This is a genomic window from Aporhodopirellula rubra (assembly GCF_014192335.1).
Classification (GTDB): domain Bacteria; phylum Planctomycetota; class Planctomycetia; order Pirellulales; family Pirellulaceae; genus Rhodopirellula; species Rhodopirellula rubra.
The window spans coordinates 70,004-86,719 of record NZ_JACHXU010000022.1 but is presented as its reverse complement, the minus strand read 5'-3'; the positions used below and the strand labels follow the sequence as shown (position 1 = coordinate 86,719).

9 protein-coding genes are annotated in these 16,716 nt (G+C 55.4%); all 9 read right to left on the bottom strand.

The genetic code is table 11. The annotated features are described in order from the left end of the window. Positions 1–8: 8 nt before the first annotated feature. The 9 genes from FHS27_RS24025 to FHS27_RS23985 all read right to left on the bottom strand — a co-directional run bounded on the left by FHS27_RS24025 (position 9) and on the right by FHS27_RS23985 (position 16,703). Complete coding sequence (locus tag FHS27_RS24025) at positions 9–197, bottom strand: hypothetical protein (RefSeq protein ID WP_184307788.1); 189 nt, start codon at positions 195–197, stop codon at positions 9–11. Positions 198–446: 249 nt separating this feature from the next. Further along, positions 447–1,598: a DUF1559 domain-containing protein gene (locus tag FHS27_RS24020; protein ID WP_184307786.1), complete on the bottom strand. Its 1,152-nt coding sequence runs from the start codon at positions 1,596–1,598 to the stop codon at positions 447–449. Positions 1,599–1,658: 60 nt separating this feature from the next. After that, the gene (locus tag FHS27_RS24015) at positions 1,659–3,170 is read right to left on the bottom strand and encodes a DNRLRE domain-containing protein (RefSeq protein WP_184307784.1); all 1,512 of its coding nucleotides are present in this window, start codon (positions 3,168–3,170) and stop codon (positions 1,659–1,661) included. 61 nt (positions 3,171–3,231) lie between these two features. Then, entirely contained in the window at positions 3,232–3,753 is a 522-nt protein-coding gene (locus FHS27_RS24010) for a sigma-70 family RNA polymerase sigma factor (protein ID WP_184307782.1), read from the bottom strand. A 330-nt stretch (positions 3,754–4,083) separates the two neighbouring features. Beyond that, complete coding sequence (locus tag FHS27_RS24005; RefSeq protein ID WP_184307780.1) at positions 4,084–5,667, bottom strand: sulfatase family protein; 1,584 nt, start codon at positions 5,665–5,667, stop codon at positions 4,084–4,086. Between the two features lie 48 nt (positions 5,668–5,715). Continuing rightward, entirely contained in the window at positions 5,716–7,206 is a 1,491-nt protein-coding gene (locus FHS27_RS24000; RefSeq protein ID WP_184307778.1) for an arylsulfatase, read from the bottom strand. An 81-nt stretch (positions 7,207–7,287) separates the two neighbouring features. Next, a complete protein-coding gene (locus FHS27_RS23995) occupies positions 7,288–8,052 on the bottom strand; it encodes an SGNH/GDSL hydrolase family protein (protein WP_184307776.1) in 765 nt (254 codons plus the stop codon). A gap of 98 nt (positions 8,053–8,150) precedes the next feature. Further along, positions 8,151–9,407 (bottom strand): alpha/beta hydrolase family protein, encoded by a 1,257-nt coding sequence (locus tag FHS27_RS23990; protein WP_184307774.1) that lies wholly within the window; start codon positions 9,405–9,407, stop codon positions 8,151–8,153. A 159-nt stretch (positions 9,408–9,566) separates the two neighbouring features. Beyond that, a complete protein-coding gene (locus FHS27_RS23985; RefSeq protein WP_246420769.1) occupies positions 9,567–16,703 on the bottom strand; it encodes a hypothetical protein in 7,137 nt (2,378 codons plus the stop codon). Positions 16,704–16,716 lie beyond the last annotated feature (13 nt).

Below are 16,716 nucleotides of genomic sequence, written 5' to 3'. Positions count from 1 at the left end.
CGTAGAGATTACTCGGTCGCCTTCGCTGCGCCGGCGTTATCAGATTCGTTTTGAGCTTTAATGGCGTCCCAATCAACACCTTCGGGTGTATCGAGCTTGCGAGCGGTGGTATCACGCGAGCATCCCGTGTGGACGGACAGAACGCAAAGCACGAGACAGCCGGCGATGATGGTAATGGTGCGATTTCGGTTAAACATTTTCAGGAACTGCTTGCGTTTTGTGGAGGAAGTTTTTTGGTGAGGAACTCGCTGCGTCAGTCGGGATAGAGATGTTTTTGTTCGGAGGTGCATCGGAGAATCCATGCACGACCCGGATTCCGACCATTTGAGTCGGTCGAAACGATGATCCGATTCGGAAATCGATCCATTCGCCTCCGATACGAGGGCGCGTACCGGCGGCGGTCATTTCTATCGAGGCGTTCGTAACGACTCGTATCAGATGCGGAACTATGGGAGAGAAACGGTCTCTTTGGCTGCTTGCGTTCCGAGAGCCCCCCAAACACCGTACGGACTTTGCTGCCCAACGTTGTTGTAGTTCTTCGAGATGCTGTCTGCCTCGGTGTTGCCCGCTTCGATTGAGTCTGTGATGAACGTGACGCTGCCGTCTGCCATTAAGATATGAGCACCGCCTTGGTGCCGGCTGCCGGCACTGTAGATCCCTGATTGCCATGCCACGCCCCAGTCCAACGGGCAGGTAGGCGAGTTGGGCGGCAGGACGGTCGTAAAACCGTTAATCATCAAGAAGCTATCGAACCACCGGGCACCTCGAGATGCACCACCGGTGTTCCACAACGGCACCGAATCATCGACAAACTGTGGACGTTGTGGATCGGCAACGTCGAGACAGAGTTTTCCGCTGGTTCCTAACGCGGCGCTGTTTCCGAGATGAGACTTGTTGACGACTGAACCGTTGATTTGGCGATCGCCGAGATCGGTTGCGATTTCACCCATCGCGACCGTGTTTGCCAACCCGTCGAGCACGTCACGAAAACGTCCTGCGACTTGCGGACGGAACATGCCTCGAAATGCACCTCGGTCTAAGAACGCGTTGGTGGAGTTGTAACCAACCCGCAGAATCGCATCGCCATGGCAGAACGCGTAGTTCGTCATGCCGTTACCGGTCGGTAAGGTTCCCGGGTCACTGGGGCAACGCAGCGTTGGGATTTCGGTTTGCCAAGGATCGTAAATATCCAGATCTTCCCAAACCCGTGGGCCGAAGGCAGGCCACGATCCGTTGGCGGTCAAAATAGTCGGCTGAGCGGGCGTTTCTCCCGCCTCCGGTTGATGCGGATTCGACAATTGTTCCCAAATTGCCTGCTGTTCGAAAAACGGCAGAAAGCCCGCCATCGCTCCGAGACGTCGCTGATTAACGAGTCCCGAGGACTCGATACCAGTGCCCGTTCCGTTGGACGGGAGGCGATCGTAAGCAGAATGATAGTTGTGCATTGCCAACCCGAGCTGCTTGAAATTATTGCTGCATGACATACGACGAGCCGCTTCTCGGGCCGCTTGAACGGCGGGTAACAGCAGGCCAACCAGGACGCCGATGATGGCGATCACCACCAACAACTCGACTAACGTAAACGCTCTTCGCTTCATAGGATTACTCCGATACCAATAAGGGACAAAAAACAGAAAGACAACACTAAAAAACAATGGCTACTCAGCCGTTGAGCTCGATTGACGACCTACCAAACGAATGGCAGGAGGGAATGCGGTGGGATGTTCTTTACTTGCGAATGCGTGTACCAACCCACCACCATCCCAGTGGTCTTCGCGGGTCTGCCGAACGATGATGAGCGTGATGACGCCGTTGGTGTCTGATTCGATGAACTCGCGAATCGAATCGCTCTTCAGTCCCACGGATCCGGTTTGAACGCCTTGTGGGATTACAAACGATCCCAGCGCGCGAGTTAGGTTTGGATCAACCGCGTCTGCCGCGTAAGCATTCGCGGGGGCGTTTCGCCAATTGATCGATAGTTCGTTCCAATCGTCGAGTGACTCGTCGATGATTCCATAAACACGACAAACCGCATTTTTTTGCCGTGTCACGTACCCGAGTTCACTGGGGACGAGGGTGAAACGCAGTTCAGCAGAGTTGATTTCGAGATCTTTGGCAGAGCTCACGTCGAACGAAACATAAACCTTGCGATCCCACTCGGGACGATGCGATACGCAGTGCTTTAGCAACAACATCTGATCGGACTCATAACCACTGCTACGTTCCCGCCAAACAAATGCATCTTGCCCGCGACCTTGGGCCGTCGTTATCAATCGGGTCGTGGACTCTTGCAACGGTTCAACCCGCGGATCTTGCGAGGAAATAGATACTTCCATGGCTTCGTCGGATCGATCGAGTTGCGTCGCGTTGACACTGACTATCTGATTCTCAATGAGTCGTTGCGACGCTCCGGATGACCGGTTGGTAACATCCACCTCACCGGACAAAACACGCACTCCCGTGCGACCACTCTCTTCGACTCGCACCGAAAATTCCGTCCCCAGGTCTAAGACTTCACTCGTTGGGGTGAGAACCGTGAAGCCGATTTCAGGTCCTGGCACCACGGCCAACAACAATCCCGTCGCGACCTCGCACTGCGTCGGTGAGACCAGTCGAAGTGACACCGGACCTTCGAGCGACAATTTCACGCCGTTGTCCAGTTCGATCTTGGCAAGACCTTCGAGCAGTTCCAGTTCACCTCCCGTCAAACGAGCACCGGGATGGGTCGGCAATGTGCTCGTTCCCCATTTGCAGTGCGACAAATTCGTGACGGTTGCGAAGGCATTCGAAACGGATCTGCGGCTAGAAAAACCACCCCACCAGAATCCTGCCAACACGAGCGACATTGCGGTCGCGTAGACGAGAACCGTTGACCAAGAGCGTTGCTTCGACCGAACAATCGTTTCTCCGTGCCCTGCATTTGCTCGCTGGAATAGGGCATCCAATGTCTGCTGCCCGGCCGCGCTCGTGTATTCTTTGGACGTGGCGTCATGTCCCTCCAGCACCTCGCCGAGGTGTGAGGCCATCATCATGTAGTCAACGCAAAACTCGCGACTCTCATCATCAGCGACGAGTTCTTGCAATCGCGTCCATTGTGAGTCGGTCACGGTCTGTTCCCGCACCGCCTCACACAATTCGTATAGCTCAGTGCGTCGTTGTTGATCCATCATCTGATACTCAAAAATTTGCTAGAACCGTGCTGATTCACCACGTTATTCATTTCGCGAGCGTTCATTCCGAAGTTGCCAATTTGCGACGTGTGCATTCAAACAACGCACGGTGGATACGAGACATCGCCTTGTACATGCCTTCGACAGGACGTCCGACCGCCTCGGCGACCGATTTGATCGTGGCACCTTCCTCGTAACGACGTGTCAGCAACTCGCTGTCCTTCGCGCTCAACATCGAAAGACACTCGTTCAGAATTTGCATTCGGACGTCCACGTTGGTACCGTGTCGCTCGACGTCATCGGCGATGCTCTCGCAGAGCGATTCGTCGAAGATCATTCGCACTTTTCCACGAATTCGCGTCAGTGCCATCACTTCATAACGTGCGATGCGAAACGCCCATGCGCTGAAGTCGGTGCCCGCTTCGAATTGCTGAAACTTCTGCCACATGACGACGGACGTATTCTGCATCGCGTCTTGAGCGAGATCCTGGTCGGGCAACAGCGTCAAAATGAAGGACTGGATTCGCCGGTGATTCGCCGACAGGAGACGAACGAACTCAGCTTGCTGTTGTCGTGAGTCCATTGTTTCCGCCTCTCCTCTCGTTTAAAAACCGTTCAATTCACGTGTCTGTAAAGGTAACGTGAAGGCGGGTGAGAATCTGGAGTCGGAAAACAGAAGAAAGTTCAGGATTACTGCGTCACGCTTCGCTGTGGTGCGTCTGCCCACCATTCGCTCGCGGCCTGCGACAGCAAATTCACGGTCGTTTATCCCGCAAAAGAGGAGATAAACTGGGCTCCGACACACGCGTACGCGTGAATCAGAGGAACGAAGGGAGCACTCACAGCTCGTTTGCCGAGCTTAACCGCATCTGCGCGCTGTAGTCTTAGACGGAGCGATTGAAACGATGGGCGATTAGGACTTGGCAGAATTCCTGCGTGCTCTTCGATTTTCTTTGGCCGGGTTCGGGTCCTTGGCCTGGCTTGCGTTGTTCTCCGGTGGTTTGTTGCCCATCAGCGAGGCTTTCTCGTTCAACTCAATGGTGCGGTCAAAAAGCGTTCCGTACCGTTGATAGTCGTTGTAGTCGACCGACTCTGATTTCCAATGGTCGAGCTCGTGATCGTAACGTCCTCTCATCGCCTCGAGCACGTTGCTGTACTCAGGGTTCGCAGCGAGGTTGTTCAGTTCCAGCGGATCGTTTTCGGTGTCGAACAATTCTTCGACCGGTTTGACATTCTTATCACCGAACCACCAATACGTGTATTTGAACTGCTTGGTCAAACAGGTCATGCTGGTCGTCGCCTGCGGCCCCCAAGTGTTGATGAACGCCAACTGCTCATGTCCGCCATCGGTCGGATCCTGAAGGAGACTCAACAAACTCAGTCCGTCGACATTCTCTGTTGGAGCTAGCCCCGCGAGTTCGAGAATTGATGGGGAGAAGTCGATGTTGCCGGTCAATGCTTGACAACGAATCTGTTTCCCATTGAGCGGACTGCGAGGGTCGTACATGATCATTGGCACGCGAGCTGATTCCTCCATGGGTAAAACCTTGGATCCATATCCGTGCGATCCGCAAATGTATCCGTTGTCGCTGGTGTATATCACAACCGTGTTGTCGGCAACGCCTTCGGCAGCCAAGGTATCGCGAATCATTCCGAGAGCCACATCGATGCCGTAGATCTGCTGATGGTACTTTCGCATTTCACCGTCATAATCGGTGTCGTATTTCCAATCGTGGAAGCGAGGGTACTGGCGTCCCATCTTGCTCTGAGGTGACAGATGTTCGCTGTATTCGCGACCAAAGTTAGCTGGCTTGGTAAACGTTTTCCCATCGTAAACGTGTTCAAACCGAGGATCCGCAATCGCCGGTTTGTGAGGCGCCTTGAAACTGATTGAAAGGCAAAACGGCTGTTCGCGTTGCACCGATTCGTGAATTACGTCTGTCGCGAACGCCGCATACGACAACGTGGAGTGCGGAAACTCCTCCGCATACTTCTTCATCGACTTGTTTTTGGCGGTGTCGAAGCTCGTTTGCCCTGGTGCACCTCCCCAAAAATCAAAATCTTCCTCGCACAGTCCTTTGCCATCGACGACGAGTCCAAATTTGCCGGCGAAAGCGGTTAAATATCCCGCCTTGCGCAACGCGACCGGATAACTCTGATTCCATACGTCCTGCCGCATGTCGCCGTGCATGAAGTTGCAGCCGGTCTTGTACTCATACATGCCGGTGAAAATGTTCGCACGACTCGCCATACAAATCGCAGTCGTGTTGTAATGATTGTCAAACAGAACTCCGTCGCGAGCCAACTGATCCATGTTGGGCGTCTTCACGTCGGGGTTACCGTAACAGCCAACCGAATAGGTCGATTGATCGTCGGCAAGCAAAAAGACGATGTTCGGTCGTGCATCCTCAGGACTCGCGGCGCCGGTCGGGACAGCAGCCGTAATCTGAATGAGCACGCATAAACCGAGCATTACAACAAACAAACTTGATTTCATCTAAAAACTCCGAGACGACGTGTGGGCGAGACTTCGATAGGACGCGAACTACAAGACTGGGGCGACCCAATCCGGGATGCCGTCGCTCTCTTTTTGTTTGTTGAATTGAGTTTGAAAGGGTTTCTCGACGTCCAACGGAGCATCTTCGTTGACCATCATGGGGCGCACTTCGTCCCACCATGCGTTGAAAACGTCCAGCATTTTCGACGCGACTTCCGGATGTGTTTTCGCGACGTCGGTTGTCTCACCGGGATCGTTTTCGATGTCATACAACTCCGAACCCACTAAACGCCAACGCTCATTGCGGACGGCGAAATTGACGTATTTCCCCGACTCGGGCCCCGTTTCTCCTTGGCCCCAACGTCTCGGTGCACCCGCTTTGTTCCAACGACCGCCGTGGAAGACGAGATTACGATCTGGCCACGATGCGTTTGTATCCTTGAGCAATGGTAGCAAGCTACGCCCGTCTAGCTCCACATCCTTAGGCACCGACGCTCCCGCAATTTCGGCGAGTGTTGGAAATAGGTCGTAGTGCCGCGTGAGACGATCAATATCGACACCGGCCGTCGTGGTTCCCGGCATTCGCATGAACAGCGGAACGCGAGAACCGCCCTCATGCGGTGAACCCTTCTTGCCTTTCATGCCGCAATTGAAACTGCCTTCGGCGGAACCGTTGTCGGTCATGAAAATCAAAAGCGTGTTGTTGGCGATCTGCCATTGATCGAGTTTCTCCATGAGAACGCCCATGTTTTCATCGATATTGGTGACCATTCCAAAGAAGGCTGCCGCGTTTGCGTTGCATTTGTCTTTGTAGAGATCAGAGTATTTCGCATCAACCTTGCGAGGAGCGTGCGGCGCGTTGGTGGCCAAGTACGCGAAGAACGGTTTTTCGCCGTCTTTCTGCTCCTTCATCCAACCCAATGCCTCCTGAAAAAACACGTCCGTGCAATAGCCTTGTGTTTGAACGAAGCGATTGTCTTGTTTGATGATTGGGTTGAAATAGCTGGTGCCGGGAGCGTCGCTTTGGGAACCGGCAAAGTTTTGCCCGATCCCGCCCGCACCGTGAATGAACGTTTTGTCAAACCCACGGTTCTGTGGCTGGTAAGGATCTTCGTCACCTAAGTGCCACTTTCCAAAGATGCCCGTCGTGTAGCCCGCCGAACGCAGCACTTCCGCAATCGTCGTCGAGCTGAGTGCCATCCGGTCTCGTTCTAAAATGGTGTGGGTGACACCGTTCTTGAACGGCGCCTTCCCCGACATCAACGCCGACCGCGTAGGCGCACAAGTGGGGCTGGCGTGAAAATCGGTGAACCGTGTGCTTTGCTCGTACAGTTTGTCGAGGTTGGGCGTTTGCAGAAATGGATGCCCATGGCAGCCGAGATCGCCGTAGCCCTGGTCGTCCGTCAACACAAAAATGATGTTCGGACGCGATTGGCGCTCTACTTGAGCTTGTGCAACCGGTGCACGGTTCAACAGCGCGAGGGCGAATATCGCCGCGAGCAAACGAGTGGCACAGTGTTCCGATTTGATCTGATTCATTGATTATCGTTCGTGGAGAGGAGGATTTCACGGTCGGAAATCCGGAGGGGACGGATACAAGCCTGCTGATGTGGGCGGAGCTTATTGCAAGGCGGCTTCAATCTTTGACGCGACCACGTCGGCCAAGAACTCGGAACCTTCCTTTTTGAAGTGAACGTTCTTGGGAAGCTGCAACTGATCTAACTTGTCAAAACATGCGGCGTAGAGATCATTCACTTCGACATCATGTTTCTTCATGATTTCGAGAGCGGCCTCATTGTACTGCGCCGGCGCTTCGACCTCACGAAGCGGGCCGCTGCTATTGGCGACGACGGGCGTCGTTGTCGCAAAAATAAGTTTTGCCCCCGTTGCCTTTAACTTTCCAACAATCAATTCCAAATTCTTGCCATACTGTTCAACGGTCGCCTGAACTGGGTCACTCTCCTTTTTCGATACACTCGAACCACCGGGCTCCGTAACGTGCTTGAGATCGTGCAATCCCCAATTGAAATGAATGACGTCCCATTCGGTTTCAGCGAGCCATGCGTCGATCTGCTCAACGCCGCGTGTGGTTCCACCGCAGTTTTGCGGTTTTGTTTTCGTGGCCATCGGGCGGTAGACGTTCGCGATGCCTTCGAGCTTTCGTTTCAACGGGAGCCCGTAGCCGATCGAAATCGAATCACCAAGGATTAACACGTTCGGTAGCTTCGGATCAGGTATGGTCTCCCAAGAAATCGGTTTGGTCTTGGTTGACCTAACAACACCGGTCTTCGTTTTGGGTTCACGATCTTCGGCAAATAATTGACTGCTGAACACAGCGAGAAGTACGAACGCGGGGATCCGCGTGACGCGGTAGATCGTTTGCATAGAGAAACTGCTTAACGGAGGGATTGAAGGAGGGAGGGTTGGCGTGAAATGCGAATTGGAATAGCGACCCAACTCTATACGTTGGACTCGCATCGAAATCAGGGGCGTTCAGAATAGTCCGAACTGGCAATCAGTTTACCGCTGTGGGCGTTGAGAAACCACGCGGTCGCATCATTGGGCAGCGTCGCCGACAATTTCCAATCATCGTTAGACGCCGCGAAGGTTGCCGGTGACAGGTTCCATTTTCGTTCGCCGGTAATTCCGGAATCGGACGTCCACACGAGTGTGGCGTAGTCTATTGTTTTTGACGATTCGAATACGACGCTAACGTTGTTGCTGGCGGACGACGCGGACAGTTGCCGGCACCACGGTTGTCCCTCGTCGACGACGCTCCTTGCGAACGCGTAACTGTCCGGCGGATTCCATCCGGCGCCGTGCCCGTGACGCATTCCGGGAATAAGTGTCAGAAGGTGAAGACCTTTCGCGGCGTGATAGCACTTGGCTTGGCAGTCGAGCGGAAAGTGCTTGTCACCCGGCCATGAGAGCCATTGCACAGGCATTCGCACGCGCCCCATCCGCACGAACGGATCCCAAACTTGCTTGTAAAGTTCGTTGTGGCCCAACGCACGACCGTACTGATTTTCAGCGTCAAACAAATGCCCGCATCCATACGTCGGGATAGCGAACCGGAACCGCGAATCAATTCCGATCACGGTGCTCGTGATCACGCCGCCCCACGAGATTCCTGCCAATCCGACATTGTCCGCGTCGACGTTCGGAAGCGAACGTAACAGCGAATTGGCGAGAATTGTGTCAGCGACGGCGTGGAACATCCACTGGTCCTCGAGCGGATTCGACGAGTCGCCATAAATCCCATCACGTTGTGGGCCGCCCCACTCGTGTCGTTGCCAACCTTTGCCACCGGGCGATCGTTGGTCCGTTTGCCCTTCGACAGCGATCGAGATAGCTGCGAAACCATGGCTGTTCCATTTCTGCACCCATTCCTTGAACGCGCTGCCGCCCCCGCCATGCACCAGCACCACGCCAGGAACCCTCTCTCCTGATCCGGCGAGGGCCTCGCCGGATTTCGAGGCGGGCATGCCTAACCAAGCGAAAACGCGGGTTGGCGTTCCCTTCCACGGCAAACCGTCAAAGTAGATCGCACGCAAGTTTCCGTCGCCCTGTTGGGCAAGGACTTCGTCATAAACATGCGTCTTAGGTTGTCCTGTCAGCTTGCCGAGATCCAAGACCTGCTGCCGCTGACGCTCAAAATCATCTGCCTGAGTTGGCAGGCACGAAAGTGCCACCGCGATCGCCGCAAACGCGATGGAATGCAGAAGGTCGTTACGTTTCATCTGCTCAATCTCGTGAATTGGATTTGTTGAATTCGCAAGTCCAAATACACTGTCGATCAATCGGCAGGCGAAACGAGCCCGAAATGCGTCAGCATCATAACAATTTGCGTCACGTGTCAGGCAATTGTAACCGCCCACGCATTAGCAACGCCGCCCGACTCATGCCGCGTCCGCCGATGGTGGCACAAACTCTTTACGCCACGGGACCGTGCTGGCGTACGTTAGCACCGCGGCGGTCAACGCCAGCAAAAGTACCAGCAATCCTGATTGCCAGAACGGAATCCGATAGCGAGACTCGAACTTGAGATCGAGGTCCAACGGTGCGTTCTCGGTCACCTGCACCGTTCGGCTGAACGAATACATCGTGCCCTCCTCCGGCAAACTAATCTGAATCGCTTGTGGAGCAGTTTCGGTTGCCCGCTGATGTTGAACGAGGCGATATGCGATTGCCTGCAATACCGCGTTGTCCTCCGTCGTGTTACCACGCAGCAATTCACTGAGTTGTTGCGGCCGAAAATTCAGTTCTTCCTGTTGCAAGATCGGATTGTCCGCCGCCGCTTGCCTCAATTGTTCGTCACCCAGTGGCACGGCATCGTTTTTGTAATTGTCCATGTAGAGACGTTGACGCCGTGTGTTGAGGCCAACGATCGCTTGCTGCGTTTGCAGGTTTTCTAGCTGCACCCGAGCATCTTCGTTTGAGGCCGCGTCGAGACCATATTGATTCGCGACGCTGTTGAACGCCCACTTCGCTTTCGTTTGCTCGCCGGCCTGCAATAGCTCGTTAGCCTGTTCGAGCAAACTCGCTGCCTCCTGAGCTTGGTTCTGACGTTTGCCCTTCATTTTGGAAAGATATGACGCGCGATCGTAAACGTCCCGGTTGGCTTGTTCAATCAATTCCAAATTGCCATCCGAGTCAACCATTCGGAATCCCTCCGGCGCGAGCACATTCCATCGAATGTTTTCCAGCGGAACGTTCAGCACCGGGCTTTGCAAATGGATGCGTTTGATCCGGTCGCCTGGAACCGAATACACAAACCGAACTTTCGCGGTGCGGTCATCGATCCCCGGCAGGATGTAGAACTGCCACGCGTTAACGTTTCCGCCCTGACGGATCGAGTGCACGCTTTCGCCGTTGACGAAGACGTTAAACAACTCGCTGCCCTGGGGCAGTCCCACGCTCAGGCTACTTCGCTGGATCACCTCGACGGTTAAGTCGACGGCCGTCAATTGATCGCCGGTCGGCGAAAGAATCGTAGCGAGCGTTCCGTCGGCGACTCGCAACTTCAATGCGTTCGCGAGCGAGTGCCGGTTGGCTCGAATCGGTAACGGCGACTCAGGCGAGACCGCTCGCAAGGTCAACGACGGGACGCTGTGGTTTTCCGCATTACGCAGCGTCGATGGGATCGTGTTCCAATCAACACGCTGCCATCCCTGCGTCAACTCCTCGTGATCAATCTCGAGTCGACCTCCGGCGCGAATGCCGTAGTAATAAGAAAGCTGCCTCGCCTGAGGAAACTGAACGGGGACCAGCGATTCGGTGTCGTTGTCGCGGTCACCTCGTCGCTCGTACTCAATCCGGAAGTCAATCTTCCCGAGGACTCGGCGCTTGAACTGGACTTCCCAGATATTGGAATTGGGTTGCGTCCGGACGAGATCGCTGACAATTTTTCCGTTCGCCCGTAACGTCTTGATTTCGCTTTCATCGTCGATCGGCAGCACGACTTGCATTTGCCGAATCGAGGCGTTCTCAACTTTGAAATTTGCGATCAGCGTTGATCGTGTCTGACCTTCTCGCATCGTGATCTCATGCAGCACCTGCCCCGTCACCCACGGGGCGAGTTGGTCGATGCCCAACGTCAGTTTCCAATCACGCTGCAAGAGGCGAAACGCCAGTCCACCGGAGACGCTGCCTCGTACTTGATCCTTAATCGCACGCGGATCAGTCTCCGAAACGTTCTGCCGCGTCACGGTTCGCAATCGAATGCCCGTCGTCGGACGTACGACCAGTTCGCCAGTTTGCCGATTCGCTTCGGTGAACGCAAACCGAGGGATTTCCCATTCGCGTTCCGCAGACGGTGACGCACCGGACAATACGATCGCAAAGTTTTGCGTGCCGATCGTTTTACCATTGAGATGAAGGACAATCACGCGACCATCGTTCTCGTTCGACTCTGACCAGTGATGCAGGGCCGACCCCGAAATCGATTCCACTTCGAGCCCCGCGGGCAAGGGAAAGCTCAACTGAAACAGACCCGCTCGGGTGATATCGGCGATGCAGTTGATGTTCAAAACAACCCGTTCGTCACCGAGCGACAACGCCTGTTGGCTTGCAACGCGCACCTCCGGTTCCACCGGCACGACGCGAAGTCTTACAGTGCCACCTTCGGCACCATAGCGATAAACCCGATGCAACACGTCGGATTCTTGAAACATCATCTTGCTGTCGAAGTCACCAAGGTTCACCGCCGACATCGTTTCGGGTTCCGCCTTCTCCGGTTGAGCGTCAGGCCCGAATGCGATCGCCAACAATCCCACTTCGCCGCCCGCGTCAGCGACCCGCAGCGGTTCCAGTTCGAATTCAGCAGGCAGCTTTCCGAGGCTCCTTTGCGTGTTGACGTTGACGTAAAACGCAGACGACTGCGTCGGCTCAATCTGCAAATGCAAGCGTCCTTGATCGGCATCGAATTGCCACGATCCGACCGAGCCCGTGACATCGCTGACCGTCAAGCCTTCGGGGACAGACACGTTTAGCTCATTGACCTGTCCTTGTGAGGGGCGGACATGAATCCGGTGGCGACCATCGACAACACCGGGACCGGGACGATAGAGATTCGACGATTCGATAAAGAACCGAGTCTGCTCGGACGCGACGTCGCGTGCCTTTGGCTTCAATAGCACGGTCGCATCACCCGGGCCGAGCAGGACATTCGCGGAAGTGCCCTCGGAATTTTCGTCTCCATTCTTTTCGATCAAAACGGCCGCGGGACAGGACACCTCCCACCCCGCCTCGTCGTATCGCACTTGCAATTCGGCGACTGAGGCGCCACCGGTCAAGACGGGGATTCCCTTCAATGTGGAGACGGATTCGATTTGATATTCAAACGTCGCTTTGTATTGCCGCATGGCGTATCCCGATTCGCCATCATCTTCAGCATCGCGTTCGGTCGCGTCCACTGTTTCGTCGTCCGCGTTCTCGTCGTCTTCTGCCTCCTCCTCCTCAGCATCGACATTCGACTCCGATCCCGCGTCTTCTTCCACAATGGGAATGCTAATCACGTAAGACAGACCGATTCCCGGGACACTCGTTTTGGTCAACCGCAGGGCATCGCTGGCGAACTCAGTCAACGTGGCCGGAGCTTTCAACAGCAAGAACTGATCTCCCGGACGACCTGCCAGGGTAATCGTTCCCGTCGCACGAAGACGTTCATCGTCATGCGCAATCTGCCACTCTTGTTGAATCGAATCGGCAGCGACGAAGCGGGGCGTGTCGGCCTCGTTGGCGATCACGTGCGAGGTGAAGGACGAAACCGTCAATGCGATCCCGACGATCATCGAAGTTGTGATTCCCGACGCGTTTTCGGGCGTCGTGTCCGCATTCGACTTGGCTCGTGATTGTCTCCACCGCCGCCATTTGTGACTCACTCGTCGATACGAATCTCGAGCTTGCGGGATGAACAACAACGCGAAGATTGACAACGCGAGTAACGCATAAAACACCGCGGCACTCGCACCTTGGAACAGCACGCCGATCCCGATTAGAACTCCACCGGCAACCCGTGCGGCCGGGCGAATCCAATTCGCATCGGAAAAGAACCGCGACGCGATCACGGAGGCAACACCGAGCAAACCAATCAAAAGACCTAGCAACGAGAAGTCGATGCGCCAAACGGGAATGTTGTCGACATCCAACACGACCGATTCGCCCGCTGCCAGGATTGGCACGCTCAACTGCAGGATTGAGGTTCCGCCCGCACTGAGTACCGCCGCCAGCGACGTGAACACCGCCACAACGATAGCGATCACAAAACTGACCATATCTGCGCCGGTCCAAAATCCGCCGCGCCCCGAAACCCACATTCCCAACCCGGTCAGGCCGACGATCAGCGCGAGCGAAACCAGTCCATATTTCGCCACCCAATGGAATCCCGTCGGACGCAACACGGGAGTCGTCGGCTCCACGGTGCCGCCTTTGGGCACGAGCACCGATTTCTCGTCACCGACAACCTTCCACTGAGTTTTCAGGACCGGCGCCATCACGGTCGGCAACGCGAGTTGTGCCGACGACGCGCTCACGGCAGGCTTGCCCAATCGCAGATTGACCTTCACCGGTTCATTGGGATCCGTTCCACCGGGCAACGGGATCAGCGTCGCTTCCTCCGATTGTCTCGCCGTGACCGGGCGACCGTTAACCGACACCGCCCACAACCGAACGGGCTCTCCAGGCAACTTGATTTGCAACGTTCGCCGCCCGCGTGATTTCACAAAGTACACCACATCGGTGACCAACTCTCCGTCTTTCGAAACCCGACTGTTCGCTTCGGCAAACTCGACCACTTGCGTGACCATGGTCCCCGGTTCAAACCATTTGACTCGCAAATCCAATTGAAACGGTCGTTCGGTGTACTGCCACGTTCCCAATGAAGGCGACGTGCTGAGCAAGCGAAACTCCGCGGGCAGTTCCAGCGGATCGAGAATCAGCATCCCGTCATTCATTGCGCGAGTCGTGATTTCGACCTGCATCGGACTGACGACTTGGACAAATCCACGTTCGCTTTGTACCTCCAACGGCGTTACGCGGCCCGCGCTGAAATTGCTCTCGTCCTGGTCCGGCTGTTCTTCGAACGTGACCAGTAACGTGAACGCGCCCATGACGGGTTGATGCAGCGACACGATGAGTGTGTCGCCCTCGCGTTGCCATGTGCGAATGTCTTGTCCATCCACCATCACGTTGCCTAATGACTCCGGAACTGTGAGACGCCACTGCGAAACCGGGGCACCGGTGACGAAGTAGTTGATCAACGCACTCCCATAGATCGTGCCCTGGCTCAGCGAATAGAGGTGGAAGGCGTCCGATTGCACGTTACGATCCAGCGGTTCAATCTGCATCACCGCAGACCAACCCGGTTCACGAATACGAAAGGCATGCTGCAAGTTCGCATTGGGTTTGGGGAAGTACGACAGCGGCTTTTCAACCAACAGCTGCGACTGCTCCACCACGGTTCGGAAGCCTGGTGATGCCACGACTCCGATATCCCCGCGAACCGACTTGACCTCGGGATATCGAATCGCAGGCAGAGACCACGGTCCGGCGATCGCGGCTTGGTTTTTCTCCAAATGCAGCGTCACGAGCTGACGCCCAATGACATCCTGGCCAAAGATTACTTTCAAGTTGCGATATTGATTCTCGGCCGCCGTCGATGCGATGTAATCCGCCACGCTCGCTCCGGTAACCGCGACGACGGAATAGTCCGAGGGGACTTCCAAATCCCAATCCCGAATCGCCGCTTCACGGATGTCTAACTCTATGTCAGCCATGATCGTGCGATCGGTCTCCGCGAGGTGGTACTGGACCGCTTCGGAAACGCTGATTTCCGGTTGAATCCGATCAGCAATGATCGTGAACGCGTGATCGGCGGCGGGAAAGCGGTACACAAACACTTGCCTCGCTTCGAGCGGGCTACCGGGATATTGATCCGGAGACAGTTGCGTCAGCCCCGTCAGTTCGGTCGGTTCAATCCGCACTGAACCGGAATTCGATAAACGTACATAACCCGAGTGCCGAATCGCCCCAACCGGTTGCAAACACATTCCTTCGACACGTATAGGAAACGCGCTGAGTGCCGTTTGGCTGCGAATGTTGATTCGGCTTGACGCCGTAATCGGCTGGCTCAGCGTCGCGTCGAGGATCCGGTCGCCCGACTCACCGGTCACTTTCCAGGAAACGAGATCATTACCCTGAACGTCTAGAATCTCGCCGGGGCCTTTCAATCGCATCTGAATCGACTTCAACTCGCCTTGCAAAATCTGAAAGTCGATTTGATGATCCTGACGCAACAATCCCGCGCCGACTGTCGCCTCGACATGCCCCGAGGTAGTGAAGAACAGTTTTCCCTCGCCCGTTTGTCGGGCCGTTTTCCATCGCAGATGGGCCCGTCCCGTCGCAGGGAGAAAACCGATCCAACGTTCATCGGACCGCTGCGGCACGACGGTATGTTGGTCTCGCTGGAACTCCAAATTTTCGCCGAGCCCCGTTACCTCGATCGGCACGACTGCCCCACCGGCGACGGTAAAGTCCATCGTGTGAAGGTTGTCGCCCGCCACGTTCAGACGGGCGACGAATTCGATCGCAACCGGATAGGTTCCTGTCTCGGGGAACACCAACTGGTACACGTTTTTCTTACCCTGCGAACTCAGTCGCAAACGGAAGTTCGGATCCGAAGGCATTTGACTGACCGCTGCGTCGCCCGACAAAATCGTGACGTCGGCGTCATCCTCGTTAACGTGAGCGGTGCCGCGAAACTGAAAGCGTGCCGATCGACCATCCGAATTCACGGTCCCGGTTAAACTCGTTTGTCCCCATTCGATTGCCGCTGGTGCAGCGCCGGCTCGACTGATCTTCAATCGAATCAGACCACCCGAGGAAGTTCGAAAGCGAGGAGTGCGGTCGGCGGACTCTAACGGGACGAATCCCTCAACGGATAACACCGACACTTTCACATCGGACGATTCTTGGATCGTCACCATCGAGTCAAAACCGATCGCGTCGCCTTGGCTCAGATGGGCTAAATCGATCGACGCGGGGAGCGTTTCGAGGCTCGTTTCCAGGTGGACCGTTGCCGTCAACGATTCAGCGTTCTCCTTGATCCTCAAATCGAGAAACCGATCCTCACCGACTCGGCGAATGGACCATGATTCAAGGTTTTCCCCTTCAACGGCGGTCACCTCGCCGGATCCGTTCAGTCCATAACTCAACGTCTCGGCTTTTCCTTGGACGACTTTCACGTTCAGCACAATCTTCTGAGCGATTCCTTTGGCGTTCAAACGAACCGTTGCCTCGGATTGTCCGGTATGCAGCAGAGGTGGTGCGCGTCTCGGATCGCGTGCCTCGATCACAATCACACCTGTGCGTTCGCCTCCGATCGACATGCCGGACCCCGCGGCCGCTTCGGAATCGTCCGCGAACGTTGACGACGTCGTCATGGTAAGGTTGATCGCGAAACACGTCAGCAACAGCGGCACAGCGATCCATGGCGATCGGGAAACGTTTGGTAACATCGGCAAAGAAGAGTGGGGCATGAGGTTCTGTTCC

Coding starts and splice junctions, on each gene's coding strand:
- FHS27_RS24025 (WP_184307788.1), bottom strand. CDS start 197: ATGTTTAACCGAAATCGCACCATTACCATCATCGCCGGCTGTCTCGTG.
- FHS27_RS24020 (WP_184307786.1), bottom strand. CDS start 1,598: ATGAAGCGAAGAGCGTTTACGTTAGTCGAGTTGTTGGTGGTGATCGCC.
- FHS27_RS24015 (WP_184307784.1), bottom strand. CDS start 3,170: ATGATGGATCAACAACGACGCACTGAGCTATACGAATTGTGTGAGGCG.
- FHS27_RS24010 (WP_184307782.1), bottom strand. CDS start 3,753: ATGGACTCACGACAACAGCAAGCTGAGTTCGTTCGTCTCCTGTCGGCG.
- FHS27_RS24005 (WP_184307780.1), bottom strand. CDS start 5,667: ATGAAATCAAGTTTGTTTGTTGTAATGCTCGGTTTATGCGTGCTCATT.
- FHS27_RS24000 (WP_184307778.1), bottom strand. CDS start 7,206: ATGAATCAGATCAAATCGGAACACTGTGCCACTCGTTTGCTCGCGGCG.
- FHS27_RS23995 (WP_184307776.1), bottom strand. CDS start 8,052: ATGCAAACGATCTACCGCGTCACGCGGATCCCCGCGTTCGTACTTCTC.
- FHS27_RS23990 (WP_184307774.1), bottom strand. CDS start 9,407: ATGAAACGTAACGACCTTCTGCATTCCATCGCGTTTGCGGCGATCGCG.
- FHS27_RS23985 (WP_246420769.1), bottom strand. CDS start 16,703: ATGCCCCACTCTTCTTTGCCGATGTTACCAAACGTTTCCCGATCGCCA.